Below are 25,725 nucleotides of genomic sequence, written 5' to 3'. Positions count from 1 at the left end.
ACTCCATGACCTGAATCACTTCATTCGGCCGGCTCCAGAATCGGCTTCTTCTTGACCGTCGGTTGCGGCTCGGCCGGCAGTTGCGAACCGCCCTCCTCGTCCGAAGGCAGCCGGTAACCTTTGACCAGCCCGAAGATGGCGGGGATGACGATCAGCGTCAGCAAGGTCGAGGAGATCATGCCACCGATCATCGGCACGGCGATGCGCTGCATGATCTCCGAGCCCGTGCCCGAGCTCCACATGATCGGCAGGAGCCCCGCCATGATCGCCACCACCGTCATCATCTTCGGCCGCACCCGCTCGACGGCGCCTTCCATGATGGCATGGTGGAGATCCTTTCGGGTCAACGGCCGCCGCTCCTTGGCCCGTTGCTCGACGATTTCCGCCAGCGCCTGGTTGAGATAGATCAGCATCACGACGCCGGTCTCGGCCGCAACACCCGCGAGCGCGATGAAGCCGACGGCGACCGCCACGGACAGGTTGAAGCTGAGCCACCACATCAGCCAGAGCCCGCCGACCAGCGCGAACGGCAGCGACAGCATCACGATCATGGTCTCCGCGACCGAACGGAAATTGAGATAGAGCAAGAGGAAGATGATCAAGAGCGTCACCGGCACCACGATCTTCAGCCGCGCGGTGGCGCGTTCGAGATATTCGTACTGGCCGCTCCAGATGACATAGTAGCCTGCCGGAAACTCGATGCTCGCCTGCACCGCATGCTGCGCGTCCTTGACGTAGCCGCCGAGGTCGCGGTCGCGGATGTCGACATAGACGTAGGTCGCAAGCTGCCCGTTTTCGGTGCGGATCGTGGTCGGTCCGCGCGCCAGCTTGATGGTGGCGACCTCGCCGAGCGGGACCGCGCCGCCTGCCGGCATCGGCACCAGGATGTCGTCGGCAATCGCCTTGGGATTGTCGCGAAGATCGCGCGGATAGCGCATGTTGACGGTGAAGCGCTGCCGCCCTTCGACGGTGGTGGTCACGGTCTGGCCGCCGAGAGCGGTGGCGATCGCGTCCTGCACGTCGCCGATCATCATGCCGTAGCGCGCCAGCGCCGGCCGGTCCGGCGTGATCTCGAGGTAGTAGCCGCCGATGCCGCGCTCGGCATAGGCCGAGGATGTGCCGGGCACGGCCTTGAGCACCTGCTCGATCTGTTTCGCCAGCTTGTCGATCTCGACCAGATCCGTGCCGATCACCTTGACGCCGACGGGGGTGCGGATGCCGGTCGAGAGCATGTCGATGCGGGCTTTGATCGGCATGGTCCAGGCGTTCGACACGCCGGGAAACTGCAGCGCCTTGTCCATCCCGGCGATCAGGCCGTCGATGGTGAGGCCTTTTCGCCACTCTTCCTTCGGCTTGAGATTGACCACCGTCTCGAACATTTCGGTCGGCGCCGGGTCGGTCGCCGTCGAGGCCCGCCCCGCCTTGCCGTAGACGGAGGCGACTTCGGGGAACGAGCGGATGATGCGGTTCTGCATCTGCATCAGCTCGGCCGCCTTGGTCACGGAGATGCCGGGCAGCGTGGTCGGCATGTACAGCAGCGTGCCCTCGTTGAGATTGGGCATGAACTCGGTGCCGAGCTGGCGCGCCGGCCAGATCGTGACCGCGAGCACGGCGACCGCAAGCAGCAGCACCAGCGTCTTGGCGCGCAAGACACCATGGATCACCGGGCGATAGATGAAGATCAGGAAGCGGTTGATCGGATTCCTGTGCTCGGGGACGATCTTGCCACGCACGAAGAGCACCATCAGCGCCGGCACCAGCGTGACCGAGAGCAGCGCGGCCGCCGCCATCGCAAAGGTCTTGGTGAACGCCAGCGGGCTGAACAGCCGCCCTTCCTGCGCCTCCAGCGTGAAGATAGGCATGAAGGAAACGGTGATGATCAGCAGGCTGAAGAACAGCGCCGGCCCCACCTCGGACGCCGCCTTGATCAGGATCTCGAGCCGCGGCTTGCCGGGCTCGGCCCGCTCGAGGTGCTTGTGCGCGTTCTCGATCATGACGATGGCGGCATCGACCATGGCGCCGATGGCGATCGCGATGCCGCCCAAGCTCATGATGTTGGAGCCGATGCCGAAATATTTCATCGCGCCGAACGCCATCAGCACGCCGACCGGCAGCATCAGGATCGCGACCAGCGCGCTCCTGACGTGCAGCAGGAACGCGACGCAGACCAGCGCCACCACGAGGCTCTCTTCCAGCAGCGTGCGCTTCAGCGTATCGACGGCGGCATAGATCAGGTTGGAGCGGTCGTAGACCGGCACGATCTCGACCGACTTCGGCAGGCTGGTGGCGATCGCGGCAAAGCGCTTCTTGACGTTATCGATCACGTCGAGCGCGTTCATGCCGAAGCGCTGCAGCACGATGCCGCTCGCCACCTCGCCCTCGCCGTCGAGCTCGGTAATGCCGCGCCGCTCGTCGGGGCCGAGCTCGACCCGCGCGACGTCGCGCAGCAGCACCGGCGTACCCTTGTCGGCCTTCAGCACGATGTTGCCGAGGTCGTTGATGTCCTTGATGTAGCCCTTGCCGCGGATGACGTATTCGAATTCCGTCAGCTCCACCGTGCGGCCGCCGACGTCGGCATTGCTGGCGCGGATCGCCTCGCGCATGCGCTGCATGGTGATACCGAGATTGCGCATGCGCTGCGGGTCGAGGATCACGTTGTACTGCTTGACGAAGCCGCCGACGCTGGCGACTTCGGCCACGCCCTCCGCCTTCGCCAACGCGAAGCGCAAGTTCCAGTCCTGGATCGTGCGCGTGTCGGCGAGGTTGAGCTCCTTCGACATCACCGCGTATTGGTAGACCCAGCCGACGCCCGTGGCGTCGGGCCCGATACTCGGCGTTACGCCCGCCGGCAAGCGCGAGGCCGCGCCGTTGAGGAATTCGATCACGCGCGAGCGCGCCCAGTAGATGTCGGTGCCGTCCTCGAAGATGACGTAGACGAAGGAGACGCCGAAGAAGGAGAAGCCGCGCACCACCTTCGATTTCGGCACCGTCAGCATGGCGGTCGCCAGGGGATAGGTGACCTGGTCCTCGATCACCTGAGGCGCCTGCCCGGAATACTCGGTGTAGACGATGACTTGCGTATCGGAGAGATCTGGAATGGCGTCGAGCGGCAAATGCAGCAGCGCCCATAAGCCCGCCGCCGCGGCAAAGCCGGTGCCGAACAGCACCAGCAGCAGGTTGCGCGCCGACCAAGCGATGACACGGGCGATCATGGCTGACCTCCCGTGGCAAGACCCTTCAGCGCCGCCTTGAGGTTGCTCTCGGCGTCGATCAGGAAGTTGGCGGCCACCACCACCGGCTCGCCGTCGGCAAGGCCGTCGCGGACTTCGATATAGCCGTCGCCACGCTGGCCGATCTTGACTTCGCGCGGCTCGAAGCGGCCGCGGCCCTTGTCGACCAGCACCGATTGCCGCGTGCCGGTATCGAGCACGGCGCTTTCCGGTACCGCCAGCACGGCATCGCTCCTGCCGACATTGATCTCGGCATCGACATACATGTCGGGCAGCAGCACCAGATCGGCATTGGCCAGCTCGACGCGGACGCGCGCGGTGCGGGTGTCGCGGTTGATCTGCGGATAGATCACCGCGATCGTGCCGGCAAACTCGCGGCCGGGAAAGCTGCGGGCCTTCACCGCCACCTTCTGGCCGACCGCAACCAGGCCGAGATCGCGTTCGGCCACGTCGACCATCGCCCACACCACCGAGGTGTCGGCGACGCGGAACAGCACGTCGCCCGGCTGCGCCCGCATGCCGTCGATGGCGTTGCGTTCGAGCACGATGCCGTCGCGCGGCGCCGACCATTCGACGCTTAGCGGCACTGTCCGGGTCTGCTCGATCCCGGCGATGACGGCGTCAGGGACATCGAGATTCTTGAGGCGCTGGCGCGAGCCGCGGCCGTATTGTTCCACCCTGCCGGTGGTAGGCGACATCATCGTGGTGATGTATTCCGCTGCCGCCGAGGCGACCGCCGAGCTGTAGATCTCCATCAACCGCTGGCCCTTCCTGACAAAGGTACCCGTCGTGACATCGGCGACCCTTTGCACGAAGCTCTCGGCGCGCATCGCGATCACGGAGATGCGTCGCTCGTCGAGCTGGATGGTGCCGGGCGCACGAATGACCGTACGGATCACGCGCGGAGAAGCTGTTTCCGACTTGACGCCGGTGCGCTGGATCTTGCCTGGCGTCAGCTTCACCGAGCCGTCGTCGCTGTCGTCGCCTTCGTAGACGGCGATGTAATCCATCCCCATGGAATCCTTCTTCGGCACCGGCGAGGTGTCCGGCAGTCCCATGGGGTTGCGGTAGTACTTGATCTTGCGCGGGCCTTCCGCCGTCGCCGCCGGCTCGGGCGCAGCTTTCGGCTCGAAGCTGATATCGGCGCCGGCCGGCACGGCGACATAGTCGCGTCCGTCAGGCGCCTTTTTCGGCGTCAGCGAATAGAACGGCTTGCCGTCGGGATCGCGGTAGTAGATCGGCGCAGCCGCCGTGTCCGCGGCGGCAGGTGTTGCGATCGCAAGCTGCTGACGGCCCTGATACGTCAGGTACCAGCCGGACGCGCCGGACGCCACCGCAATCGCGGCAGCAGCGGCACCGAGGATGACAGCGCGGCTCATTTCAGCGCCGTGATCAAGAGCTTGTTGTCGACCGTGCCGGTCTCGCCCTGCACCTTGGCGCCGAGCGACAGCCGCCAGCGGCCGGTCATGCTGAAATTGGCCTTGAAGCTGTAGACGTCGGGCTCGCCGGCGGGCACGGCCGCGATCCGGGTGTCCATGCCCTCCATGTCGTCGGGCGCCATGTCGAGGCGGACGGCGAAGATGACGGCGTCGGGCACTACCTTGCCGGTGGTCCTGTTGAGGAGCCGCACCGCAAAGACGCGCTCGCCCTTCTTGACCGTCGGCTCGACCAGTTGGAATTCATAATCCCCGATATCGGCGAAAGCAGCCGTGGGCCCGGCGATGGCCAAGGCGAACAGCGCCACCGCAGCGGCACGCATAAAGCTGGAAGTCTTCATTTTCCTGTTCCTCGAACGGTCTGGCGTGCCGCGGAATGCGGCATGCGGAGGCCGCGCGGCCGCAAGCAGACGGCGCGCCGGCGGTCCGGCGCGGCACGCGCCGGTCAGGCCAGGTTTCGAGGAGGATGGTCGGGCGGTCGGGCGGAAAGGCCGTCGATCAGGAGATCGTCGGGCAAGGCAAAGGCGGCCTGCGCCATCGGAAGCGGCGCGAAGGCTGAAGCAGCCGTGGGCGCCGGGATCGGCATGGTCATGGAGCACAGCGCCATCAGCGGACAGGCGTCGCAGTCCTTGGCCGGCGTCGTGCCCTCACCCGGGCAGCACGGCATGCCGTCGGCCGCGGCGAGCATCTCGCCGGCAACGGCGTCATGCGCCTTGGCAACCGCCGGCGCCGAGGACGGCGCGGACAACAGCCCCACCGCCACGGTCAGCACGATCAGCCAGTTGAACAGCCGCCTCGGATTCATGTCCTCATAATCCCACACCCGCACCGGTTCCGCAAACCGCCGCGCCGGCCGGGCACGTCTATGTGATCGGAAATCGCCCGGCGCACTTTGATCTGGCTCACGTTCAGTTGGTTAATTTCTCCTATGCGGACAACGGAGACGACCCCGGTTGCCGCTCCGGGAACGGAAATCAGGCTTTCCGGTTGGCCCGGAGCAGCTCCTCAAGGACGGAACGATGGCATTCAAGAAGGTCAAACCGATCGAGGTAGGCACCGCCGGCATCGTCGGCACGGCAATATTCCTGCTGGCGTGGGGCCTCGTCGAACGCATCACCGGCACCGAGCCGAAGAGTGCGCCGCCGGGCACCACCTATCAGGTCGCGCACAAGGCCGGCGCCAGGGTGACGCCAAGCGAGCCGCCGTCGGTGCTCGAACAATAGCCCGCCACCCTCCGAAAACGCTGCGGCTCTCGAAAACCGGGTGCGCCCGATTCGCGCGATCAGGTCTGGATATCTGGAAGGCCCGAGCGCGACCCGCCCGCCTCGCCCCGCTTCGGATTATCGGCGGTCCGTCCGTTTCCGGACTCACGCGATGGACTGGCGGTCGTTCATGGCTTTTTCGACCTCGTCAGCGAGCGCGTCGAGATGTCTGTGCAGGCGATCGAACATCTCGCGCTTGGCCCTGTCCGTCGTCAGTCCCTGATCAGCGCGCACTCAGCGGCGTCGGTCCGCAGCTTTTCCAATTGGGCCCGGTAATCCTTCATGATACGCGCCCCCCAAACCGCGGCCCGGCGGATACCGCGTCGGTGATAATATCCATCGCGTGATTTCCAGCGCCCGTTCGCTCCGTTCGGCGGACCGCAGCAACGCCTCGCGCTTTGCGCCCGGCGGCAGCAGCCGGGCGCCTTCGCGGGCCTCTCGCGCAGCCTTCATCAATCGCTGCTCGAACGACAGCTCATGCCTTACCGTTTTCGCCTGATCATCTTCGTGTCCATGCAGTCATTGAAGACCGAAAGTCGCCGCGCTCAAACAGCCTGCCGGGAACTTTTCTGTGATGAGCCATTGGCTCAACTGCCTCAAGAGGCGGCATCCGTGACGGCCAGGAGGCGGCGATTCCCCTGCTATCCACAGCCCCGGCCAAATCGCGCGATTTTCGTTTTCGGAAAAGTCGCTAAGCTTGACGAAGCTCGATTGGTGGCTTTGGAGAAAACGAATGAAGCTTGATGAGAGAGCGATGGCGAACCTGGAGGTCGCCCTTGACGCTGCCTTCCGCGCATATCCGAACGGCGGCGATCATGAAAACCGCAAGCACGTCGCGCGCAGGATGATGCAGAGCGCCCGCAAAGGCGACACCACGCTCGGCGGCCTCGCCGCGGTTGCGAAATCCGCGCTGCGGGAAATCGCGTTACGCAAGGCAGGTTAGGCCACGAGGCCGATCCGGCTACGGAATTTCGCCGCCCCTGCTTCCGCCGGCCGAGTGCGGCTTGTTCCAGAAGTACTCGCGATTGCCGGTCGCCGCTTCCGCGTACTGGTCGATCGCCAGCAGGATGGCCTGGACGTGCTGGTAACACCACCCTTCATGCGCCCCGATCCGCCTGACCTCCGCCAGCGCCTCGATGAACGGGGGATGCTCGCTGGCGTCGCTGAAATATTTCCTCATGTTCATCCCCTTCGCCGGCGCACGATGACGCCTCCCTTCGCGGCAACCGCTTGAATTCGTCCCTCTCGACGCAAAGCACATCGATCCTGTCGAGCATGCGCTGCAGCAGGGCTTCGGCCGAAACTGTCGAGATGCCGGCGCGCTGAAGCTGCAGGATCTCCCTTCTCTGCCTCGTCACCTGCTTGCGCATGTACTCGATTTCGGATCGCACATGCTCAAGCCGCATCGCGCTTCCTCATGGCCTTCCTGATCTGCCTGCGGACATTTTCCGTCGGCCGTCCGGCCCGCTCGAGCCGGCGCAATCTGTGAAAAAGCCTGATGATTTTCCGGTCCTGCTCGACGCTCATGGCCAACCTCGCGGGTCGCCCCAAAGTGAACGAAACGAGAACAAAGGTCAAGCAGCCAAGGGTAGCGAACGCGCCTTCGCCACCACTTGTGAGGCAACGGCCGGGCAGCCTTGCCAGCTAGCCCTTCCGCAACACCGCCACGAAAAACCCGTCGGTGCCCGTGCGCCGCGGCGTCAGCAGCCAGCCTTCGTCCGAGCGCAGTGCGGCCTGTGAAAATTCCTCGGCCTTGTCCCACAGCACGCTTGCCGTCTCCTCCGGCGGCTGAACCGAAAACTCCGGATGCCGCGCGATGAACGCCCGCACCTGCTCGTTGTTCTCCGCAGGCAGCACCGAACAGGTGATGTAGGCAATCCGCCCGCCCGGCTTCACCATGACGGCGGCCCGATCGAGCACCTCGGCCTGGTCCTTCAGCCGCAGCTCAAGCGCGCCGGGGCGCATGCGCCATTTGGCATCGGGATTGCGACGCCACGTGCCGGTGCCGCTGCAGGGTGCGTCGATCAGCACGAGATCGGCCGACGCCATGATATCGGCGAGCGGCTCGGTCTCGCCCTTCGGCGCGCGCACCTCGCAATTGTGCACGCCGGCGCGCGACAGCCGCTCGTGGATCGGCGCGAGCTGGCGCTTGTCGCGGTCGGTGGCGATCAGCCGGCCCTTGCCGCCCATCATCGCCGCGAGCGCCAGCGTCTTTCCGCCGGCGCCGGCGCAGAGATCGATCACCTGCTCGCCGGGCTTTGCCGCCGAGAACAGCGCGGCAAGCTGCGAGCCCTCGTCCTGCACCTCGACCGCGCCCTTGACGAAATCCTCTTCCGAATGGATTCCCGGATTTCGCGCGTCGGCGCCGAGCTCGATGCGAAGCCCGACCGGCGACCATGGCGTGGCTCTGGCGCCGAGATGCTTCAGCGAAGCCTGCACCTTCTCCCGCTTGGCCTTCAGCGTGTTGACGCGCAGATCGAGCGGCGCGCGGCTCGCCATCGCGGTTGCCTCCGCCACGCGGTCCGCGCCGAAGGCAGCGGCAAGCTGCGCATCGAGCCACTCCGGATAATCGCCAGCAACATGCGCAGACGCCTCGGCGAGCGAGGCGGAGGCCAGCGCCGCACGCTCGGCCTCGCTGAGCGGCTCAGGTGCGAAGCGGCCGCCGTCGCACAACGCCGCGATGGCGTCCGCATCCATGCCGCGTTCCAGCTTGAGCATGCCGAGCAGGCGCGCCCGCGGCGTCTCGCTCCCCATCAGATACGCGCTCGACGCCCGCCGCCGCAGCACGTCCCACACGAGCCCTGCGATCGCCGCGCGGTCGCCGGAGCCGGCAAAACGGTGCGAGGTGCCCCATTCCTTCAGCGCCTGCGCTGCCGGAACGCGCTGCGCCTCGATGGCGGCATTAATTTCGATGGCGGCCGACAGCCGGGCGGCGGGGGTCATGGAGATCTTTCGCGTGTCGCAGGGAGTGACCAAGCCAGGCACGATGCGGCTGGCGTCACCGTTCCGACGCGTTACACTGCTACGGTTTGATTTGGAAGGAATATTGCCGGGAAATACTGCAATGACTGAATTTCGCCTGACCCAGATTTCCGACACCCACCTCTCCCGTTCCGCCCGCTTCGCCAGGCTGACCGAGAATTTCCACCGCGTCAGCGAGCATATCGATGCCGTCAGGCCCGACCTCGTCATCAACAGCGGCGACGTGTCGTGGGACGGCCCGACCAGCCGCGACGATCTCACTTACGCGAAGGAGTTGCACGCGGCCCTGCCGGTGAACTGCCGCTACCTGCCCGGCAATCACGATATCGGCGACAACCCGACCGTGGTCGGCAAGCCACCCTCGCTTGCGGCCAACGAAAACGACCGCACCGCCTTCGTAGACGTTTTCGCCGAAGACCGCTGGCGGTTCGAGGCTGCAGGCTGGCGCTTCATCGGGCTCAACTCGCTGATCATGAACACCGGGCTGCCGAGCGAGCCCGAGCAGATGGACTGGCTCGTCGCGCAGCTCTCGGCCGCGAACGGCAAGCCAGTCGCGCTGTTCCTGCACAAGCCGCTGTTCCTGCAGACGCCCGAGGATCCGGAAACGGAGGACACCGCCATCCGCTATGTGCCGCAACCGGTGCGCGCGCAGCTCGTGACGATGCTCGGCGCGCACGACGTGCGCCTCATCGCCAGCGGCCACGTGCATCAGCGCCGCGATTTCACCTATGGCCGCACCCGCCACGTCTGGGCGCCGTCGGCCGGATTCGTCATCCCGGATACCAAGCAGGAAGTGATCGGCATCAAGGAAACCGGGCTCGTGGAGTACCGCTTCAGACCGGACAGTCTCGAGGTCCGTTTCGTGCGCGCGCCCGGCCAGGTCGATGTCGGCATGGACGAGCTGTTTGCGCTGGCGAAAGGCTGATCGCTACGCCTTGTCCGGCCCGACGCGCACCAGCTGCTTGCCGAAATTGGCGCCCTTCAGGAGGCCCATGAAGGCTGCCGGCGCGCTGTCGAGACCCTCGGTGACGAACTCCCTGTGCTTGAGCTTGCCCTCGCGGAACCATTGCGACATGTCGCGCAGGAAGTCGCCGTGGCGCGCGGCGAAATCGGAAACGATGAAGCCGCGGATGGTGAGCCGCTTGACCAGCACCGCGCGCATCAGCGCGCCGGCCCACTTCGGGCTGGTCTCGCCGAAATTGTTGTATTCCGAGATCAAGCCGCACACCGGGATGCGCGCGAACGCGTTAAGCAGCGGGAACACGGCCTCGAACACCTTGCCGCCGACGTTCTCGAAATAGACGTCGATGCCTTTCGGGCATGCCGCCTTCAATTTGGCTGCGAGATCTGGATCGCGATGATCGAGGCAATCGTCGAAACCAAGCTCGCGCTTGACGTAGTCGCACTTGTCCTTGCCTCCGGCGATGCCGATCGCCCGCGCGCCCTTGATCTTCGCGATCTGGCCGACCGCGGAGCCCACCGCGCCGGAGGCGGCAGCGACGACCACGGTCTCGCCGGCTTGCGGCTTGCCGATGTCGAGCAGGCCCGTATAGGCGGTCATGCCGGGCATGCCGAGTACACCGACGGCGGTGGAAATCGGCGCGATCGTCGGATCGATTTTCGCGAGCCCCTGCCCGTTGGAAATCGCGTGCGTCTGCCAGCCCGCGCGCGACAGCACGATATCGCCCTTTGCAAAGGCCGGGTTGCTGGAGGCCGCGACCTCGCTCACCGTGCCGCCCTCCATCACGCCGTTGATCGGCACCGGCTGCGCGTAGGAGGGCCCTTCGCTCATCCGCCCGCGCATATAGGGATCGAGCGAGAGCCAGATCGTGCGCAGCAGCACCTCGCCCGGCCCGGGCGCCGGCACGGCATATTCCTCGATACGGAAGTCGGACGGCTTCGGCTCACCAGCGGGGCGGGAAGCCAGCACGACGCGTTTGCCCTGGGACATGGGATGTCTCCTCTGATTGTTATTGTTCGTCATTGCGAGCGAAGCGAAGCAATCCAGCTGTGTCAACTGGATTGCTTCGTCGCTTTGCTCCTCGCAATGACGGCTTTACACCCCGCCCGGATAGTTCGGGGATTCGCGCGTGATGGTGACGTCGTGGACGTGGCTTTCGCGCAGGCCCGCGCCGGTGATGCGCACGAACTGTGCTTTGTCGTGGAATTCGGCGAGATCGCGCGCACCGACATAACCCATCGCGGCGCGCAGGCCGCCAGCAAGCTGGTGCATGACGTTGCCGACCGGACCCTTGTAGGGCACCTGGCCCTCGATACCCTCGGGCACGAGCTTCAGCGTGTCCTTGATGTCCTGCTGGAAATAGCGGTCGGCCGAGCCGCGCGCCATTGCCCCGACCGAGCCCATGCCGCGATAGGCCTTGTAAGAGCGGCCCTGCCACAAAAACACTTCGCCCGGCGTCTCGTCGGTACCGGCGAGCAGCGAGCCCACCATCGCGACATCGGCGCCGGCGGCGAGCGCTTTCGCAAGGTCGCCGGAATATTTGATGCCGCCGTCGGCAATCACGGGCACGCTGGCCTTCTTCGCCGCTTCTACTGCATCCATGATGGCGGTGAGCTGCGGCACGCCGACGCCGGCGACGATGCGCGTGGTGCAGATCGAGCCCGGACCGATGCCGACCTTGATCGCGTCGGCGCCCGCGTCGATCAGCGCCTGAGCGCCTTCCCTGGTCGCAATGTTGCCGGCGATCACCTGCACGGCGTTGGAGAGCCGCTTGATGCGGTTCACCGCATCCAGTACGCGCGAGGAATGGCCGTGCGCAGTGTCGACCACGACGAGGTCGACCCCGGCGTCGATCAGCCGCTCGGTGCGCTCGAAACCGCCCTCGCCGACGGTGGTTGCGGCTGCGACGCGGAGCCTGCCCTGTGCGTCCTTGCAGGCAAGCGGATGGGCAACCGCCTTCTCCATGTCCTTGACAGTGATCAGGCCGACGCAACGATACTGGTCGTCGACGACCAGAAGCTTCTCGATGCGGTGCTGGTGCAGCATCCGCTTCGCCTCGTCCTGGCTGACGCCCTCGCGCACCGTGACGAGGTTCTCGTGCGTCATCAACTCCGAGACCTTCTGATTCGGATCGGTCGCAAAGCGCACGTCTCGGTTGGTGAGAACGCCGACCAGCTTGCCGGCCTTCTTGCCGCTGACGCCACCCGTCACCACGGGAATGCCGGAGATGCCGTGGTCCTTCATCAGCGCCAGCGCATCGGCGAGCGTCGCTTCTGGTGCGATGGTCAGCGGGTTGACCACCATGCCGGATTCGAACTTCTTCACCTGCCGCACTTGCGCCGCCTGCCCCTCGGCATCGAAGTTGCGGTGAATGACGCCGACGCCGCCAGCCTGCGCCATGGCGATCGCCATGCGGGCTTCGGTCACGGTGTCCATCGCGGATGCCATGATCGGGATATTAAGGGGAATGGCGCGGGTGACCTGGGAGCGAATATCGACGTCGGAGGGCAGGACGTCGGAAAGGCCGGGCTTGAGCAGGACGTCGTCGAACGTGAACGCTTCGCGGATCGCGTGATTGCCGCTCAGGTTAGAACCTTGGGCCATGGCCATTGCCAACTCCTTTCGGCGGCGCGGCGCCGCGAACCTTCTGGGGATGAACGTCGCCCTCGGCTGAGCCTTGCGGCACGGCCCTCGAATCGAAGCCCATCGGTGGGGTTGACGGTGGTCCCTAGCATGGCCTTCAGCCGAATCAAAGCGTTTGGCTGCCATGCACAGGTTTTTGTGACCGGCTGGGCGCCTACGGCGCCCGTCACCGGCGGACCGAAGCGGCCCGAGCGACACACACGTCACGCAGGATTTAGGCATGCCACGGGCTTGTGCAATGGCCTCCGTGTCAACTGGATGATACAGCCCGACCTGACCCACCGGCCTCCCGTCCCACATCCCCATGGACAAGCAGCGCCTCATCCCGCTCATCGTCGCCACGGCCCTGTTCATGGAAAACATGGACTCGACGGTGATTGCGACATCGCTTCCGGCGATCGCCGCCGATATCGGCACCAGCCCGCTGACGCTGAAGCTGGCGATCACGTCCTATCTGCTGTCGCTTGCGGTGTTCATTCCGGCGAGCGGCTGGACCGCCGACCGTTTTGGCGCGCGGCTGGTGTTTGCCGTCGCGGTAGGCGTCTTCATGCTGGGCTCGATCGGCTGCGCGCTGTCGCAGTCGATCACGCATTTCGTGATCGCGCGCATCCTGCAGGGCCTCGGCGGCGCCATGATGACACCGGTCGGGCGGCTGGTGCTGCTGCGCTCGATCGACAAGAGCGCGCTGGTCAGCGCCATGGCCTGGGTGACGATCCCGGCGCTGATAGGCCCGGTAATCGGCCCGCCGCTCGGCGGCTTCATCACCACCTATCTTTCCTGGCACTGGATATTCCTGATCAACATACCGATCGGGCTGCTCGGCATCTTTCTCGCGCTGAAATACATCGACCCGATCAGGAGCGAGGATCCCGAGCCGTTCGATCTCTATGGCCTCGTGCTCGCCGGCATCGGGCTTGCCGGGATCGCCTTCGGCCTGTCGGTCGCAGGGCTCAACCTGCTGTCGTGGACGGTGGTTGCGGCGCTGGTCGGCATCGGCTCGATCTCGATGACGCTCTATGTGATGCACGCGCGGCGCACCGGCTCGCCGGTGCTGGATTTCTCGATGCTGCGGCTGCCGACGCTGCGCGCGGCCATCATCGGCGGCTTCCTGTTCCGGCTCGGCATCGGCGCGCTGCCCTTCCTGCTGCCGCTCCTGATGCAGGTCGGTTTCGGCCTGTCGCCGTTCCAGTCGGGTCTCGTGACCTTTGCGTCAGCCGTCGGCGCCATGGGAATGAAGACGCTGGCCGCGCGGATCATCCGCGCCTTCGGCTTCCGCAACATGATGACGGCGAACGCGCTGATCAGCACCGTCTTCCTCGCGGCCTGCGCCCTGTTCACCATCCACACGCCGCTGCTCCTGATCATGATCATCCTGGTGGTCGGCGGCTTCTTCCGCTCGCTGGAATTCACGGCGATCAACACCGTGGCCTATGCGGAAGTCGAGCCGGCGCAGATGAGCCGCGCCGCCACGCTTGTGAGCGTCAACCAGCAGCTGGCGATTTCGGCGGGCGTAGCCGTCGGCGCCTTCTCGGTGGAAACGACGATGTGGTGGCGCCACGCCACCGAGCTCGACGCCACCATGTTCGCGCCGGCCTTCATCGTGGTCTCCATCATCTCGGCGGCGTCGGCCTGGTTCTTCTGGCAGATGCCCGACGATGCCGGCCACGAGATTTCCGGCCGCAAGTCGATCGAGGTTTCCAGCCGCAAGGGCGAGGCGAGTGCGATGGCGGGCGCGGCGGTCAAGGCGGCCTCCGGAGAGACCCAGGACGCCAGGGATCAGCGACTCGGCTGACCCTGGGGATCAGCGGCTGGGCTGACCGCGAAAGCCCGCCGCCAGCACGTAGCGCTCGGAGGAATCCTGCCGGCTGGAGGCCGGTTTCACATGGCGCACGCTGGAAAAATCGCGCTTCAGCTGCGCAAGCAGCTCAGCGTCCGCCCCGCTCTGGAACACCTTGGCCAGGAACGTGCCGCCGGGATTGAGCACCTCGCCCGCAAACTGCGCCGCCGCCTCGACGAGGCCGACGATGCGCAGCTGGTCGGTCTTGCGATGGCCGGTGGTGTTGGCGGCCATGTCGGACATCACGACGTCGGCGCGGCCGCCCATCATGGCGAGCAGCTTGTCCGGTGCATCGGCATCGAGGAAATCCATCTGCGCAAAGGTGACGCCTGGAATTTCGCCCATCTCCAGAAGGTCGATCGCGATCACCTTGCCCTTCTCGGGCGAGCCGACGCGCTTGGCCGCGATCTGGCTCCAGCCGCCGGGGGCGGCGCCGAGGTCGACCACAGTCATGCCGGACTTGAGAAAGCGGTACTTGTCGTCGATCTCGATCAGCTTGAAGGCCGCACGCGAGCGATATCCCTCGCGCTTCGCCTTGGCGACGTAGGGATCGTTGAGCTGACGCTCCAGCCAGAGTTTTGAGGACAGCTTGCGCTTGCCGCCGGTCTTGACCTGGACATGCAGCCGCCCGGTGGTGTCTTTCGCCATATTCAAAGTCGCCTGATGTATCACGGCCTCGTGGTTCGAGACGCGCGGCGTCGCCGCGCTCCTCACCATGAGGGTCTGGCAGACCTCATCCTGAGGAGCGCGCTCCTGCGCGCGTCTCGAAGGATGAAGCCACCAAGAGAGAGTGCCTAGCACGCCTTGAGCACGCCGTCCTCGCGCATCATCCCGACCAGCATGCCCTCGCGCAGACCGCGGTCGGCGACCCGCAAGCGAGGCATCGGGAAGGCGTTGCGGATGGCATCCAGGATGGCGCAGCCCGCCAGCACCAGATCGGCCCGCTCGACGCTGATGCAATTGTTGGCGACGCGCTCCTCGTAATTCATGCCGAGAAGCCTGGCGACGGTCGCGGAAATATCCGCATCGCTCATCCAGATGCCGTCGATCCGGCGGCGGTCGTAGCGCGAGAGGTTGAGGTGCACGCCGGCGAGCGTCGTGACGGTGCCGGAGGTGCCGAGCATGTGCATATCGCGCAAATCCCGGCCGTGCTCGGCGGCAAACGGCGCGACATACTGCGCGACCTCCTCCACCATCCGCGCATAGGATTGCGGCGTGACATCGCGCCCACCGAAATGCTCGGCAATCGACACCACGCCGAGCGGGATCGACATCCACCCCTTGATCGCAGGCGCTGCGCCTGGCGTGTCCGGATCGCGCTCGATCCGCACCAGCTCGGTGGAACCGCCGCCGATGTCGAACAGAATGGCGCCGCGGCCCCTGGAATCGAGCAGCGGCGAGCAGCCGATGACGGCGAGCGTCGCCTCGGTCTCGCGGTCGATCACCTCCAGCTTGATGCCAGTCTCGGCCGCGACGCGCCGGCGGAAATGGTCGGCATTCTCGGCGGCGCGGCAGGCCTCGGTCGCAATCAGCCGCAGCCGGCGCGCCTTGCGATACCTGATCTTGTCGCTGCAGATCGACAGCGCCGCGATGGCCCGTTCCATCGCCGCGTCGCTGATCGCCCCGGTGGAGGAAATGCCCTCGCCGAGGCGAATGATGCGCGAGAAGGAATCGACCACGCGGAACCCGTCGCCTGTGGGACAGGCGATCAGCAGCCGGCAATTGTTGGTGCCGAGGTCGAGCGCCGCGTAGACGGCGCCGTCCACCGCTGCCGCAGCCGACCCGGTCGGGCCTCCGCGAGGCGCATGGCCGTCGCGAAGCCGCATTTGGTCGTCCATCAAATGTCTTTCAGCAGGCCCATCCGGGCCGTCATGGAATTACTGTTCGGCGAAACCTTAGCAGCGCCGATTTCTGGTGCAATCCATCACAACGACCATGCCCATTCGTGCGTTGTCGTCCCGCTCCGGGTGCGTTATCTGGTCCAAAAAGCCCGCGGAACCCGGGCAAAATCACTCCATTTCAGGTCATTTCAATGCAAGACCAACCGTCGAAGTCGTCCATCGAGAACGCTATTGCACTGCAAAAATACGGTGTCGGCCAGCCGGTCCGCCGCAAGGAGGACGACACGCTGGTCCGCGGCAAGGGCAAGTATACCGACGACTTCAGCCTGCCCGGCCAAGCCTATGCCTGGATCGTCCGTTCCAGCCATGCCCATGGCCTCATCAAGGGCATCGACACCGCCGCCGCGAAGGCGATGCCGGGCGTGCTTGGCGTCTGGACCGGCGCGGATCTGGCTGCGGCGAACTACAGCCCCTTCACCTGCGGCCTGCCGCTGAAAAGCCGCGACGGCACGCCCCTGCTGCAAACCAACCGCCCGGCGCTCGCCGCCGACAAGGTACGCTTTGTCGGCGATCCCGTCGCCGTCGTGGTGGCGGAAACGCTGGCGCAGGCGCGCGATGCCGGCGAAGCCGTCGAAGTCGACATCGAGCCCCTGCCCGCCGTCACCAATCCGGCCGAAGCTGCCAAACCCGGCGCGCCGCAGCTTTACGACCATATCCCGAACAACGTCGCGCTCGACTATCACTATGGCGATGCCGCGAAAATCGACGCGGCCTTCGCTGCGGCGGCGCATGTGACGAAACTCGACATCGTCAACACCCGCGTCGCCGTGGTATCGATGGAGCCGCGAGTGGCGCTCGCGCATTACGACAAGAAGTCCGAACGCTATACGCTGCAGGTGCCGACGCAAGGCGTTTCCGGCAACAAGGTGACGCTCGCCAAAATCCTCAACGTGCCGAACGACAAGGTGCGGATCCTCACCGCGAATGTCGGCGGCTCCTTCGGGATGAAGAACGTCAGCTATCCCGAGTACGTTTGCATCCTGCATGCGGCGAAAGCGCTCGGCCGTCCCGTGAAGTGGACCGACGAACGCTCGACCAGTTTCCTCTCCGACAGCCACGGCCGCGCGCAGCTGATCCATGCCGAGCTGGCGCTGGACGCGGAAGGCCACTTCCTCGCCGTGCGCCTTTCCGGCTACGGCAATCTCGGTGCCTACATCACCGGCGTCGCACCGGGTCCGCTCTCGCTCAACACGGGCAAGAACCTCGCCAGTGTCTACCGCACGCCGCTGCTCGGCGTCGACATCAAGACGGTGCTTACAAATACGACGCTGATGGGCGCCTATCGCGGCGCCGGCCGGCCGGAGGCCAACTATTACATGGAGCGGCTGATCGACCGCGCCGCGGACGAGATGGGCCTCAACCGCCTCACCCTGCGCAAGCGCAATTTCATCAAGCCGGCGCAGCTGCCGTTCCCGGCGGCGTCGGGCGTCACCTATGACAGCGGCGATTTCGCCGGCGTGTTCGCCAAGGCGCTGGAGATTTCCGACCACGCCAACTTTGCCAAGCGCAAGAAGGACAGCAGGAAGCGCGGCAGGCTGCGCGGCATCGCCGTCGGCTCCTATCTCGAAGTCACCGCGCCGCCGAGCGGCGAGCTCGGCAAGATCACCTTCGAGCCCGAGGGCACGGTGAAGCTCACCACCGGCACGCTCGATTACGGCCAGGGCCACGCCACGCCGTTCGCGCAGGTGCTGTCGGCGCAGCTCGGCGTGCCCTTCGAGAAGATCACGCTGGAGCAGAACGACAGCGACCTCGTGCGCTTCGGCAGTGGCACCGGCGGCTCGCGCTCGATCACCGCATCGGGCCAGGCGATCGTCGAAGCATCCGCGCTGGTCGTCGACAAGGGCAAAAGGGCGGCCGCCCAGGCACTGGAGGCATCCGAGGGCGACATCGAATTTGCCGGCGGCCGCTTCACCATCGCCGGCACCGACCGCTCGATCGGCATCATGGAGCTGGCGCAGCGGCTGCGCGAGGGCAAGGTGCCTGAGGGGACGCCCTCCTCGCTCGACGTCGACCACGCCACCAAGGAGATCGTCTCGACCTTCCCGAACGGCTGCCACGTCGCCGAGGTCGAGATCGATCCCGACACCGGCGTGGTGCAGATCGTGCGCTACAACGCGGTCAACGATTTCGGGACGGTGGTCAATCCGATGATCGTCGCCGGCCAGCTGCATGGCGGCGTCGCGCAAGGCATTGGACAAGCGCTGATGGAGGAAGTGAATTACGATTCCTCCGGCCAACCCATCACCGGCTCGTTCATGGATTATGCGCTGCCGCGCGCCGAGGACATTCCGCTGATGGGGATCGGCGACCACCCCTCGCCGGCGAAGACCAACCCGCTCGGCACCAAGGGGTGCGGCGAGGCCGGCTGCGCCGGCAGCCTTTGCGTCATCGTCAACGCGGTGCTGGATGCGCTGTCCGAGTACGGCATCAAGGAGATCAACATGCCGCTGACGCCGGAAAAGGTGTGGCGCGCGATCCGGAATGCAGAGAAGGTGAACGCAGCGTAACTCGCCCTCATTCTGCACCGCGACAGAAACGGAGCCGCTCCAGTGTCCGCCGCCATCATCGACGAGCTCCGCTCGGTATTCGACGCCACCACGGTTCTGACCGGCAGCGACATCGACGCGCGCTATCACACCGACATGGCGGGCGTGCCCGTCGCCCCGCCGCTCGCGGTGATGCGCCCGCGCAGCACCGAGGACGTCTCGACGTTCCTGCGGCTTTGTCACCTGGCGCGCGTGCCGGTCACGACCCAGGGCGGCATGACCGGCCTCGTACGCGCCACCATGCCCCAGGCGGGCGAGATCGTACTGTCGATGGAGCGCATGAACGCAATCGAGGAGGTCGATACCGGAGGCGGGGTCGTCATCACCCAGGCCGGCGTACCCCTGCAACGGCTGCAAGAGCGCGTCGGACAGGACGGCTTCATGTTCCCGCTCGATCTCGGCGCCCGCGGCAGCTGCACCATCGGCGGCAACATCTCGACCAATGCCGGCGGCAACCGCGTCATCCGCTACGGCATGACGCGCGATCTCGTGCTGGGTCTGGAGGCGGTACTCGCCGACGGAACCATCCTCAGGGGCGTGCGCAAATACATCAAGAACAACACCGGCATCGACCTCAAGCAGCTATTCGTCGGCACCGAGGGAACGCTCGGCGTGGTGACGCGCGCGGCGCTGCGGATCTTTCCGGCGCCGGCCGAGCAGCAGGTGGCGCTGTGCGCGCTGTCGAGCTTCGACAAGGTGCGCGCGCTGCTGGCGCTGGCGCGCACGCGACTCGGCGGCGACCTCACCGCCTTCGAGGTGATGTGGAACGAGTACTACCGCCTGACCACCGAACTCGTGAAGGGCGTGGCGGCGCCGCTGCCGACAAACCATCCGTTCTACGTATTGCTGGAATCCTGCGGCAGCGACGCCGAGCGCATCCGCAGCGACCTGGAGGATATGCTGGAGAAGGCGCTGGAGGACGACATCATCGGCGATGCGACGATCGCAAGCTCGGGCGCCGCAGCCGCAGCGATCTGGAACATCCGCGATTCCTCCGTCGAGCTGGGCCGCGCGATCGGCCCCAACGGCGTCGGCTTCGACATCAGCCTTGCCATCGAGAGGATGGAGGCCTTTGCCGACAGGATCAAGGAAGAGGCGAAAAAGATCGACAAGGACGCCTATGCGATCGTCTTTGGCCACGCCGGCGACGGCAATCTGCACGTCAACGTCAAATATCCGCCGACCGTCGACCGCACCGAAGAGATCTCAAAGCTCGTTTACGGCATCACCGGCGATTTCGCCGGCTCCATCTCGGCCGAGCACGGCATCGGCATCCTGAAGCGGCCGTACCTGAAGCTCAGCCGCACCGAGGAGGAGATCGAAACCATGCGCACGCTCAAGCGCGCGCTGGACCCGCATCACATCCTCAATCCTGGCCGCATCTTCACGGTCTAAGCTCACGCCGACGCAGCCTGCGGCTGGCGCAGCATCTTCAGCGCGCGCTCCAGCAGCTCCAGCCGGTCCTGGCCCCAGAAGAACTCTCCCGAAGGCAGAACGTAGCTCGGCGCGCCGAACACGCCGGCCGCCAGCGCTTCCTGGGTGTATCGTTCATACAGCTCATCGAGCTCGGCATCCGATGGTCCGCCTGCGCGTACGGCCGCAGCGTCGAGACCGGCGCGCGTGGCCGCTGCCGCCATCACCGCGGGATCGCCGAGCGGCTGGTCCATTTCCCACAGCGAGCGTCCTAGCTCCGTCGCCAGTCTGTGGGCGTCCTTGCCCTGCAGCTTGGCCGCGATGACCAGGCGCGTCGCCGCCGCGTCGTCGCTCGGGGAGTTCTTCGGCTGCAGGATCAGCGGGATATCCCGCACCTCGCGCCAGCGCTTAAGCTCCATCAGCCGATAGGCGCGCCGTTCCGGCGAACGTTTCGGCAGCGGCAGCCCGCCCGTCTTCTCGAAGATCGGCCCGAATTTGGCGGGCTTGACGTTGACATCAGCGCCGTTGCGTTTGGCGACTTCGGCAAGCAGCGCACTGCCCATGTAGGTCCAGGGCGAATTCAGGGAGATGTAGTAGTCGATCGTGACTGACATGTTCGGAAAACTTTCCTTACGCCGCCGCCTCTTCGCGCGGTTGGGTGATCGCGATGTGCCAGCAATGCGCCAGCGGCGTGGTGCCGTTGGCGACCACCAGCGCGTCGAGCTCGACGAAGCGGTGGCCCTTCTTGTCGTAATTGGCCGTGACCTTGGCGCGCGCGGTGATCTCATCGCCGGCTTTTGCAGCCGACAGCAGCTGCATCTTGCTGCCGACATGGATCCATGGGCCGAGAATGGCATTGTCGACCAGCACTCGATTCATCACGCGCTGGATCAGGCCGGGATGGCCAAAACCTTCGCGGGCGAAGATCGGATCGGTCTCCCTGATATCGGCGAGATATTCGCTGGCTGCCTCGCCGGCCCAGCGGCGCGGCGTCGTGCCGAGCCATTTGCCCGTCTCGTAGGAAGACGCATTGACCGGCTTGCGCTCGGCAACCGCAGGCACCTCGCAATAATCAGCGAGCGAGAACGCCGGCACCGTTGCCGGCAACGAGGCGCTGCCGGTGGCGCAGAGATCGCCGCGGCTCCTCACTTCGATCGTCAGCACGTCATTGCTCCCCTCCGCTGTCACCTCGGCCATTTCGCCGTCATAGACAGGCTTGATGAAACGCGCGTCGATCAGGCCGCGATCGAGGAAGGCGCGGCCCCATCGCACAACCGGGATGTGCATCATGTAGGCCATCACGTCCACGCCCGGCACGAGCCCACCGCTGAAGCCGAAGCGCTTCGCCACGGTGTCGTCGTGCATCTTGTTTTCGGATTGCTTGGCGGTGTTGTAGGCCTGGATACGCCAGGTTTCGAGCCGGCCGGACATGGTGTTTCCCCTGCTTTTCTGGCCGCAATCGTAGCCTGCGAAACCGCCGGCGCAAGCGCGTTCCCGGCATAGCACTTTTGCTCGCAATTGCCCTCGTGATGAGCTACCACGCGGCGGCAATGACCCATACCGCCCCCCGCATCTATGTCGACGCCGACGCCTGCCCGGTGAAGGACGAGATCTACCGCGTCGCGGCCCGGCTCGGCGTGCCCGTCAGCGTCGTCGCGGGGAAATTCATCCGCATCCCGCAGGATCCGCTGATCGAGCGCGTCGCGGCGGGCGACGGCATGGACGCGGCGGACAACTGGATCGCGGAGCGCGCAGGCCCCTGCGACATCGTCGTTACCTCGGACATTCCGCTGGCCAGCCGCTGCGTCAAGGCCGGCGCCGAGGTTATCGCGCCGAACGGCAAGCCGTTCACCGAGCAGTCCATCGGCATGGCGCTCGCGGTACGGAACTTGATGACGGACTTGCGCTCGTCGGGCGAGATCACCGGCGGCCCGAAACCTCCCGGCCCGCACGACCGCTCGAACTTCCTCTCCACGCTCGACCAGACCATCCGGCGCATCCAGCGCCGTGCGGCCGAGCAAGGCGTTTCGGGCCAAGGCTGATGGCGCCGCCCCTCATCCAGCTCAAGGACATCAGGCTAACCTTCGGCGGCGCGCCGCTGCTGAGCGGCGTTGAGCTCAGCGTTTCCGCCAATGAGCGGGTCTGCCTGATCGGCCGCAACGGATCCGGCAAGTCGACGCTGCTGAAGATCGCGGCTGGCCTGGTCGAGCCCGACACCGGAACCCGCTTCGTGCAGCCCGGCGCCACCATCCGCTACCTGCCGCAGGAGCCGGATTTCGGCGACCACGAGTCCACGCTCGCCTATGTCGAGGCCGGCCTTGGGCCCGGCGACGACCACTACCAGGCGCGCTATCTGCTCGAGCAACTCGGCCTCACCGGCGAGGAAGACCCCGCGCACATTTCCGGCGGCGAGGCGCGCCGTGCGGCGCTCGCGCACGTGCTGGCGCCCTCGCCCGACATCCTGCTGCTGGACGAACCGACCAACCATCTCGATCTCCCGACCATCGAATGGCTGGAAGCCGAGCTCGAAGGCCGCCGCTCGGCGCTGGTGCTGATCAGCCATGACCGCCGCTTCCTCACCGATCTGACGCAAGCCACCGCCTGGCTCGACCGCGGCCAGATCCGGCAGATCGACCGCGGCTTTGCCGCCTTCGAGGCCTGGCGCGACGAGGTGCTCGCCGAGGAAGAGCGCGAGCAGCACAAGCTCGACCGCAAAATCGTCAACGAGGAGCACTGGCTGCGCTACGGCGTCTCCGGCCGTCGCAAGCGCAACGTCAAGCGGCTCGGCAATCTGCGCGCGCTGCGCGAACAGCTGCGGACCTACAAGGGCGCAGCCGGCGGCGCCAACCTCGTGGCGGCGGAAGCGGAAAAGTCCGGGCGGCTGGTGATCGAGGCCAAGAACATCGGCAAGTCGTGGGGCGATCGCAGGATCGTCGACGGTTTTTCCATCCGCGTGCAGCGCGGCGACCGCATCGGCATTGTCGGGCCCAATGGCGCCGGCAAGACCACGCTGGTCAACCTGCTTACCGGTGCGATCGCACCCGACAGCGGCAGCATCCGCCTCGGCGCCAATATCGATATGGCGACGCTGGACCAGCACCGCGAAAGCCTCGATCCCAAGTCGACGCTGGCGGAAGCGCTGACCGGCGGCCGCGGCGATCATGTCATGGTCGGCGACAAGCCGAAGCACGTCATCGGTTACATGAAGGATTTCCTGTTCGCCGAGGTGCAGCGCGGCACGCCGCTGGAAGCGCTCTCCGGCGGCGAGCGCGGCCGGCTGATGCTGGCGCGCGCGCTGGCCAAGCCGTCGAACCTGCTGGTGCTGGACGAGCCGACCAACGACCTCGATCTGGAAACCCTCGACGTGCTCGAGGAGATGCTCGGCGACTACGACGGGACTGTGATCCTGATCAGCCATGACCGCGATTTCCTCGACCGCGTCGTGACGTCGGTGATCGTGCCCGAAGGCAATGGGCGCTGGATCGAATATGCCGGCGGCTATTCCGACATGCTCTTGCAGCGCGGCGCCGATCTGAAGCGGGAACACGCCAAGGCAGCGCCAGCGATAGAGGAAAAGAAGGAAGCGCGGGCCCCTGCGCCTTCGTCTGCGCCAAAGCGCCGACTGAGCTTCAACGAAAAGCACGCACTGGAAACGCTGCCCAAGACGATCGATAAGCTGCCGGCCGAGATTGCAAAGCAGCAGCGCTTGCTTGACGATCCCGATCTGTACCGGAAAGATCGCAGGAAGTTCGACGAGGCCTCCGCGGCCATCGCCACCGCGCAGACCGAACTTGCCGCGGCGGAAGACCGGTGGCTGGAGTTGGAAGTCCTGCGGGAAGAAATAGAACAGGCATAGGCTTTTGCCGTCACTGCGAGGAGCGAAGCGACGAAGCAATCCATCTATCCGTTATGCCGCATGATGGATTGCTTCGCTTCGCTCGCAATGACGAGAGGGACAACCGGAGTTCAAGTCATGACCATACCGCTCGCCGCCAAGATCGCCCGCGAATACGGCACGCCCTGCGCGGTCATCGACATGGACCGCGTCGAGCGCAATATCGCCCGCATCCAGGCGGCCTGTGACGCAGCCGGCCTCGCCAACCGCCCGCACATCAAGACCCACAAGAGCCCGATGCTGGCGCAGATGCAGATCGCCGCCGGCGCCAGGGGCATTACCTGCCAGAAGATCGGCGAGGCCGAAGTGATGGCGGATGCCGGGATCGACGACATCCTGATCAGCTACAATCTGCTCGGCGAGGAGAAGATGGCGCGGCTGGCCGCGCTGCAGGCCAAGGCGAACATGACGGTTGCCGCAGACAACGCGGTCGTCGTCGCCGACCTGCCGAAGGCCGCCGCGGCCTCGGGACGCACGCTCAACGTCGTGGTGGAATGCGACACCGGGCGCAAGCGTGCCGGCGTCGAGACGCCCGCCGAAGCGATCGCACTGGCGCGCGAGATCGCCGGCTCGAAGGGACTGAAGTTCGCCGGCTTTATGCTGTACCCGACCGAGACTGGCTGGACGGAAGCGCAAGAATTCTACGACGAGGCGCTGGCCGGCGTGCGCGCGCACGGGCTTGACGCCGGCATGGTCTCGACCGGCGGCTCGCCGAACCTGAAGAATCTCGGCAAGCTCAAGGGCGCCACCGAGCACCGGCCGGGCACCTATATCTACAACGATCGCATGCAGGTCGCGGCCGGCGTCGCCTCCTGGGACGATTGCGCGCTCAACATCTATTCGACCGTGGTCAGCCGCGCCGCGCCCGATCGCGGCATCCTCGATGCCGGCTCGAAGACGCTGACGTCGGATACCGGTGGCGGGCTCGACGGCCATGGCCTGATTCTCGAGCACCCCGAAGCCCGGATCGCGCGCTTCGCCGAGGAACACGGTTTCCTCGATCTGGCCCGCAGCAACACCCGCCCCAATGTCGGCGACGTCGTGCGCATCGTGCCCAACCATGTCTGCGTCGTCGTCAACATGATGGACGAAGTCGTGATGGTGCGGGGCGAGGAAATCATCGGCACGCTGCCGGTCGCCGCAAGGGGGAGGCTGCGGTAGGTCTATCCGTCATTGCGAGCGAAGCGAAGCAATCCATCTTGCCGCGCCAAAGCTGGATTGCTTCGTCGCTCCGCTTCTCGCAATGACGTCAACCTGATTGGCGTTCGAGCCACTTTAGCACGCCCCGCCCGGCCGCAGCACCGGTCGCAAACGAGGCCTGCAACAGATAGCCTCCGGTCGGCGCTTCCCAGTCGAGCATCTCGCCCGCGGCGAATACGCCGGGCAATCGGCGCATCATGTAGTCGGCATCGAGTTCCTCGAAGGCGATACCGCCCGCCGAAGAAATCGCACGCGCGATCGGCGCGACGCCGGTGAGCCGGATCGGCACCGCGTTGATGAACCGCGCCAGATCAGCAGATGGCATCGACGCCAGCGACATGCCGGATGCTTTCGCGGCTTCCTGCAGCAGCCCGATGGCAACAGGCGAAAGGCCGGCCGCCTTGCGGAGGAAATTCGAC

General features: G+C 65.8%; 23 protein-coding genes. 9 read left to right on the top strand and 14 right to left on the bottom strand.

Features of this window, described 5'->3' with window-relative positions; all coding sequences use genetic code 11:
- Nucleotides 1–20: 20 nt before the first annotated feature.
- The 4 genes from ACT4OC_RS15415 to ACT4OC_RS15400 all read right to left on the bottom strand — a co-directional run bounded on the left by ACT4OC_RS15415 (nucleotide 21) and on the right by ACT4OC_RS15400 (nucleotide 5,471).
- Complete coding sequence (locus tag ACT4OC_RS15415) at nucleotides 21–3,212, bottom strand: efflux RND transporter permease subunit (protein ID WP_444839866.1); 3,192 nt, start codon at nucleotides 3,210–3,212, stop codon at nucleotides 21–23.
- Nucleotides 3,209–4,609, bottom strand: coding sequence for an efflux RND transporter periplasmic adaptor subunit (locus tag ACT4OC_RS15410; RefSeq protein ID WP_444839865.1), 1,401 nt, complete (start codon nucleotides 4,607–4,609; stop codon nucleotides 3,209–3,211). The genes ACT4OC_RS15415 and ACT4OC_RS15410 overlap by 4 nt, the downstream gene beginning before the upstream one ends.
- On the bottom strand, nucleotides 4,606–5,007 hold the full coding sequence (locus ACT4OC_RS15405) for a FixH family protein (RefSeq protein WP_444839864.1): 402 nt from the start codon (nucleotides 5,005–5,007) through the stop codon (nucleotides 4,606–4,608). Before ACT4OC_RS15405 ends, ACT4OC_RS15410 begins: the two co-directional genes overlap by 4 nt.
- 104 nt (nucleotides 5,008–5,111) lie before the next feature.
- Nucleotides 5,112–5,471 (bottom strand): hypothetical protein, encoded by a 360-nt coding sequence (locus ACT4OC_RS15400; protein ID WP_444839863.1) that lies wholly within the window; start codon nucleotides 5,469–5,471, stop codon nucleotides 5,112–5,114.
- Between the two features lie 214 nt (nucleotides 5,472–5,685).
- Between ACT4OC_RS15400 and ACT4OC_RS15395 the strand changes: the two genes are divergently transcribed.
- Nucleotides 5,686–5,889 (top strand): hypothetical protein, encoded by a 204-nt coding sequence (locus ACT4OC_RS15395; RefSeq protein WP_444839862.1) that lies wholly within the window; start codon nucleotides 5,686–5,688, stop codon nucleotides 5,887–5,889.
- A gap of 144 nt (nucleotides 5,890–6,033) precedes the next feature.
- Here the strand turns inward: ACT4OC_RS15395 and ACT4OC_RS15390 are convergent, their stop codons facing one another.
- Nucleotides 6,034–6,162 carry a hypothetical protein gene (locus ACT4OC_RS15390; RefSeq protein ID WP_444839930.1) on the bottom strand — a complete coding sequence of 43 codons (129 nt, stop codon included), beginning with the start codon at nucleotides 6,160–6,162 and terminating at the stop codon, nucleotides 6,034–6,036.
- A gap of 463 nt (nucleotides 6,163–6,625) precedes the next feature.
- On the opposite strand from ACT4OC_RS15390, the gene ACT4OC_RS15385 reads away from it, so the two are divergent.
- Nucleotides 6,626–6,871 (top strand): hypothetical protein, encoded by a 246-nt coding sequence (locus ACT4OC_RS15385; RefSeq protein WP_444839861.1) that lies wholly within the window; start codon nucleotides 6,626–6,628, stop codon nucleotides 6,869–6,871.
- 18 nt (nucleotides 6,872–6,889) lie between these two features.
- On the opposite strand, the gene ACT4OC_RS15380 is transcribed toward ACT4OC_RS15385, so the two are convergent.
- Nucleotides 6,890–7,108 carry a hypothetical protein gene (locus ACT4OC_RS15380; protein ID WP_444839860.1) on the bottom strand — a complete coding sequence of 73 codons (219 nt, stop codon included), beginning with the start codon at nucleotides 7,106–7,108 and terminating at the stop codon, nucleotides 6,890–6,892.
- A 464-nt stretch (nucleotides 7,109–7,572) separates the two neighbouring features.
- Nucleotides 7,573–8,871 carry an RsmB/NOP family class I SAM-dependent RNA methyltransferase gene (locus ACT4OC_RS15375; RefSeq protein WP_444839859.1) on the bottom strand — a complete coding sequence of 433 codons (1,299 nt, stop codon included), beginning with the start codon at nucleotides 8,869–8,871 and terminating at the stop codon, nucleotides 7,573–7,575.
- Nucleotides 8,872–8,992: 121 nt separating this feature from the next.
- Here ACT4OC_RS15375 and ACT4OC_RS15370 point away from each other — a divergent pair, with 121 nt between their 5' ends.
- On the top strand, nucleotides 8,993–9,835 hold the full coding sequence (locus tag ACT4OC_RS15370; protein ID WP_444839858.1) for a metallophosphoesterase family protein: 843 nt from the start codon (nucleotides 8,993–8,995) through the stop codon (nucleotides 9,833–9,835).
- Between the two features lie 3 nt (nucleotides 9,836–9,838).
- Here ACT4OC_RS15370 and ACT4OC_RS15365 read toward each other — a convergent pair whose 3' ends face one another.
- Complete coding sequence (locus tag ACT4OC_RS15365) at nucleotides 9,839–10,861, bottom strand: NADP-dependent oxidoreductase (protein ID WP_444839857.1); 1,023 nt, start codon at nucleotides 10,859–10,861, stop codon at nucleotides 9,839–9,841.
- A 105-nt stretch (nucleotides 10,862–10,966) separates the two neighbouring features.
- Nucleotides 10,967–12,481: an IMP dehydrogenase gene (guaB, locus tag ACT4OC_RS15360; RefSeq protein WP_444839856.1), complete on the bottom strand. Its 1,515-nt coding sequence runs from the start codon at nucleotides 12,479–12,481 to the stop codon at nucleotides 10,967–10,969.
- Between the two features lie 337 nt (nucleotides 12,482–12,818).
- Between guaB and ACT4OC_RS15355 the strand changes: the two genes are divergently transcribed.
- Nucleotides 12,819–14,306, top strand: coding sequence for an MFS transporter (locus ACT4OC_RS15355; RefSeq protein ID WP_444839855.1), 1,488 nt, complete (start codon nucleotides 12,819–12,821; stop codon nucleotides 14,304–14,306).
- Nucleotides 14,307–14,315: 9 nt separating this feature from the next.
- On the opposite strand, the gene ACT4OC_RS15350 is transcribed toward ACT4OC_RS15355, so the two are convergent.
- Together ACT4OC_RS15350 and ACT4OC_RS15345 are read right to left on the bottom strand one after the other, a co-directional pair.
- A complete protein-coding gene (locus ACT4OC_RS15350) occupies nucleotides 14,316–14,999 on the bottom strand; it encodes an RlmE family RNA methyltransferase (protein ID WP_444839854.1) in 684 nt (227 codons plus the stop codon).
- 146 nt (nucleotides 15,000–15,145) lie between these two features.
- A complete protein-coding gene (locus ACT4OC_RS15345) occupies nucleotides 15,146–16,189 on the bottom strand; it encodes a Ppx/GppA phosphatase family protein (RefSeq protein ID WP_444839853.1) in 1,044 nt (347 codons plus the stop codon).
- A gap of 194 nt (nucleotides 16,190–16,383) precedes the next feature.
- Between ACT4OC_RS15345 and ACT4OC_RS15340 the strand changes: the two genes are divergently transcribed.
- Together ACT4OC_RS15340 and ACT4OC_RS15335 are read left to right on the top strand one after the other, a co-directional pair.
- Nucleotides 16,384–18,759, top strand: a complete 2,376-nt coding sequence (locus tag ACT4OC_RS15340; RefSeq protein ID WP_444839852.1) for a xanthine dehydrogenase family protein molybdopterin-binding subunit — start codon at nucleotides 16,384–16,386, stop codon at nucleotides 18,757–18,759.
- Between the two features lie 42 nt (nucleotides 18,760–18,801).
- Nucleotides 18,802–20,193, top strand: a complete 1,392-nt coding sequence (locus tag ACT4OC_RS15335) for an FAD-binding oxidoreductase (RefSeq protein WP_444839851.1) — start codon at nucleotides 18,802–18,804, stop codon at nucleotides 20,191–20,193.
- A 2-nt stretch (nucleotides 20,194–20,195) separates the two neighbouring features.
- Here ACT4OC_RS15335 and ACT4OC_RS15330 read toward each other — a convergent pair whose 3' ends face one another.
- Entirely contained in the window at nucleotides 20,196–20,825 is a 630-nt protein-coding gene (locus ACT4OC_RS15330; protein WP_444839850.1) for a 2-hydroxychromene-2-carboxylate isomerase, read from the bottom strand.
- A gap of 16 nt (nucleotides 20,826–20,841) precedes the next feature.
- The gene (locus ACT4OC_RS15325; RefSeq protein ID WP_444839849.1) at nucleotides 20,842–21,642 is read right to left on the bottom strand and encodes a hypothetical protein; all 801 of its coding nucleotides are present in this window, start codon (nucleotides 21,640–21,642) and stop codon (nucleotides 20,842–20,844) included.
- A 119-nt stretch (nucleotides 21,643–21,761) separates the two neighbouring features.
- Between ACT4OC_RS15325 and ACT4OC_RS15320 the strand changes: the two genes are divergently transcribed.
- The 3 genes from ACT4OC_RS15320 (at nucleotide 21,762) to ACT4OC_RS15310 (ending at nucleotide 25,267) form a co-directional block, all read left to right on the top strand.
- A complete protein-coding gene (locus ACT4OC_RS15320; protein ID WP_444839848.1) occupies nucleotides 21,762–22,253 on the top strand; it encodes a YaiI/YqxD family protein in 492 nt (163 codons plus the stop codon).
- Nucleotides 22,253–24,067 (top strand): ABC-F family ATP-binding cassette domain-containing protein, encoded by a 1,815-nt coding sequence (locus ACT4OC_RS15315; RefSeq protein WP_444839847.1) that lies wholly within the window; start codon nucleotides 22,253–22,255, stop codon nucleotides 24,065–24,067. Before ACT4OC_RS15320 ends, ACT4OC_RS15315 begins: the two co-directional genes overlap by 1 nt.
- Before the next feature lie 117 nt (nucleotides 24,068–24,184).
- On the top strand, nucleotides 24,185–25,267 hold the full coding sequence (locus tag ACT4OC_RS15310) for a D-TA family PLP-dependent enzyme (protein WP_444839846.1): 1,083 nt from the start codon (nucleotides 24,185–24,187) through the stop codon (nucleotides 25,265–25,267).
- An 88-nt stretch (nucleotides 25,268–25,355) separates the two neighbouring features.
- Here ACT4OC_RS15310 and ACT4OC_RS15305 read toward each other — a convergent pair.
- The coding region (locus tag ACT4OC_RS15305; RefSeq protein WP_444839845.1) for an NAD(P)/FAD-dependent oxidoreductase at nucleotides 25,356–25,725 on the bottom strand (370 nt) is incomplete at its 5' end.

Source organism: Bradyrhizobium sp., assembly GCF_052389815.1.
Classification (GTDB): Bacteria; Pseudomonadota; Alphaproteobacteria; order Rhizobiales; family Xanthobacteraceae; genus Bradyrhizobium.
Note: the sequence above shows the minus strand (reverse complement) of the source record. Positions and strands in the feature narration are given on the sequence as shown.

What these genes read in the sequence shown, in the direction of transcription:
- ACT4OC_RS15400 (WP_444839863.1), bottom strand. Translation starts at nt 5,471, where the DNA reads ATGAATCCGAGGCGGCTGTTCAACTGGCTGATCGTGCTGACCGTGGCG.
- ACT4OC_RS15415 (WP_444839866.1), bottom strand. Translation starts at nt 3,212, where the DNA reads ATGATCGCCCGTGTCATCGCTTGGTCGGCGCGCAACCTGCTGCTGGTG.
- ACT4OC_RS15310 (WP_444839846.1), top strand. Translation starts at nt 24,185, where the DNA reads ATGACCATACCGCTCGCCGCCAAGATCGCCCGCGAATACGGCACGCCC.
- ACT4OC_RS15405 (WP_444839864.1), bottom strand. Translation starts at nt 5,007, where the DNA reads ATGAAGACTTCCAGCTTTATGCGTGCCGCTGCGGTGGCGCTGTTCGCC.
- ACT4OC_RS15320 (WP_444839848.1), top strand. Translation starts at nt 21,762, where the DNA reads ATGACCCATACCGCCCCCCGCATCTATGTCGACGCCGACGCCTGCCCG.
- ACT4OC_RS15350 (WP_444839854.1), bottom strand. Translation starts at nt 14,999, where the DNA reads ATGGCGAAAGACACCACCGGGCGGCTGCATGTCCAGGTCAAGACCGGC.
- ACT4OC_RS15315 (WP_444839847.1), top strand. Translation starts at nt 22,253, where the DNA reads ATGGCGCCGCCCCTCATCCAGCTCAAGGACATCAGGCTAACCTTCGGC.
- ACT4OC_RS15375 (WP_444839859.1), bottom strand. Translation starts at nt 8,871, where the DNA reads ATGACCCCCGCCGCCCGGCTGTCGGCCGCCATCGAAATTAATGCCGCC.
- guaB (WP_444839856.1), bottom strand. Translation starts at nt 12,481, where the DNA reads ATGGCCATGGCCCAAGGTTCTAACCTGAGCGGCAATCACGCGATCCGC.
- ACT4OC_RS15380 (WP_444839860.1), bottom strand. Translation starts at nt 7,108, where the DNA reads ATGAGGAAATATTTCAGCGACGCCAGCGAGCATCCCCCGTTCATCGAG.
- ACT4OC_RS15340 (WP_444839852.1), top strand. Translation starts at nt 16,384, where the DNA reads ATGCAAGACCAACCGTCGAAGTCGTCCATCGAGAACGCTATTGCACTG.
- ACT4OC_RS15365 (WP_444839857.1), bottom strand. Translation starts at nt 10,861, where the DNA reads ATGTCCCAGGGCAAACGCGTCGTGCTGGCTTCCCGCCCCGCTGGTGAG.
- ACT4OC_RS15410 (WP_444839865.1), bottom strand. Translation starts at nt 4,609, where the DNA reads ATGAGCCGCGCTGTCATCCTCGGTGCCGCTGCTGCCGCGATTGCGGTG.
- ACT4OC_RS15355 (WP_444839855.1), top strand. Translation starts at nt 12,819, where the DNA reads ATGGACAAGCAGCGCCTCATCCCGCTCATCGTCGCCACGGCCCTGTTC.
- ACT4OC_RS15345 (WP_444839853.1), bottom strand. Translation starts at nt 16,189, where the DNA reads ATGGACGACCAAATGCGGCTTCGCGACGGCCATGCGCCTCGCGGAGGC.
- ACT4OC_RS15325 (WP_444839849.1), bottom strand. Translation starts at nt 21,642, where the DNA reads ATGTCCGGCCGGCTCGAAACCTGGCGTATCCAGGCCTACAACACCGCC.
- ACT4OC_RS15395 (WP_444839862.1), top strand. Translation starts at nt 5,686, where the DNA reads ATGGCATTCAAGAAGGTCAAACCGATCGAGGTAGGCACCGCCGGCATC.
- ACT4OC_RS15370 (WP_444839858.1), top strand. Translation starts at nt 8,993, where the DNA reads ATGACTGAATTTCGCCTGACCCAGATTTCCGACACCCACCTCTCCCGT.
- ACT4OC_RS15330 (WP_444839850.1), bottom strand. Translation starts at nt 20,825, where the DNA reads ATGTCAGTCACGATCGACTACTACATCTCCCTGAATTCGCCCTGGACC.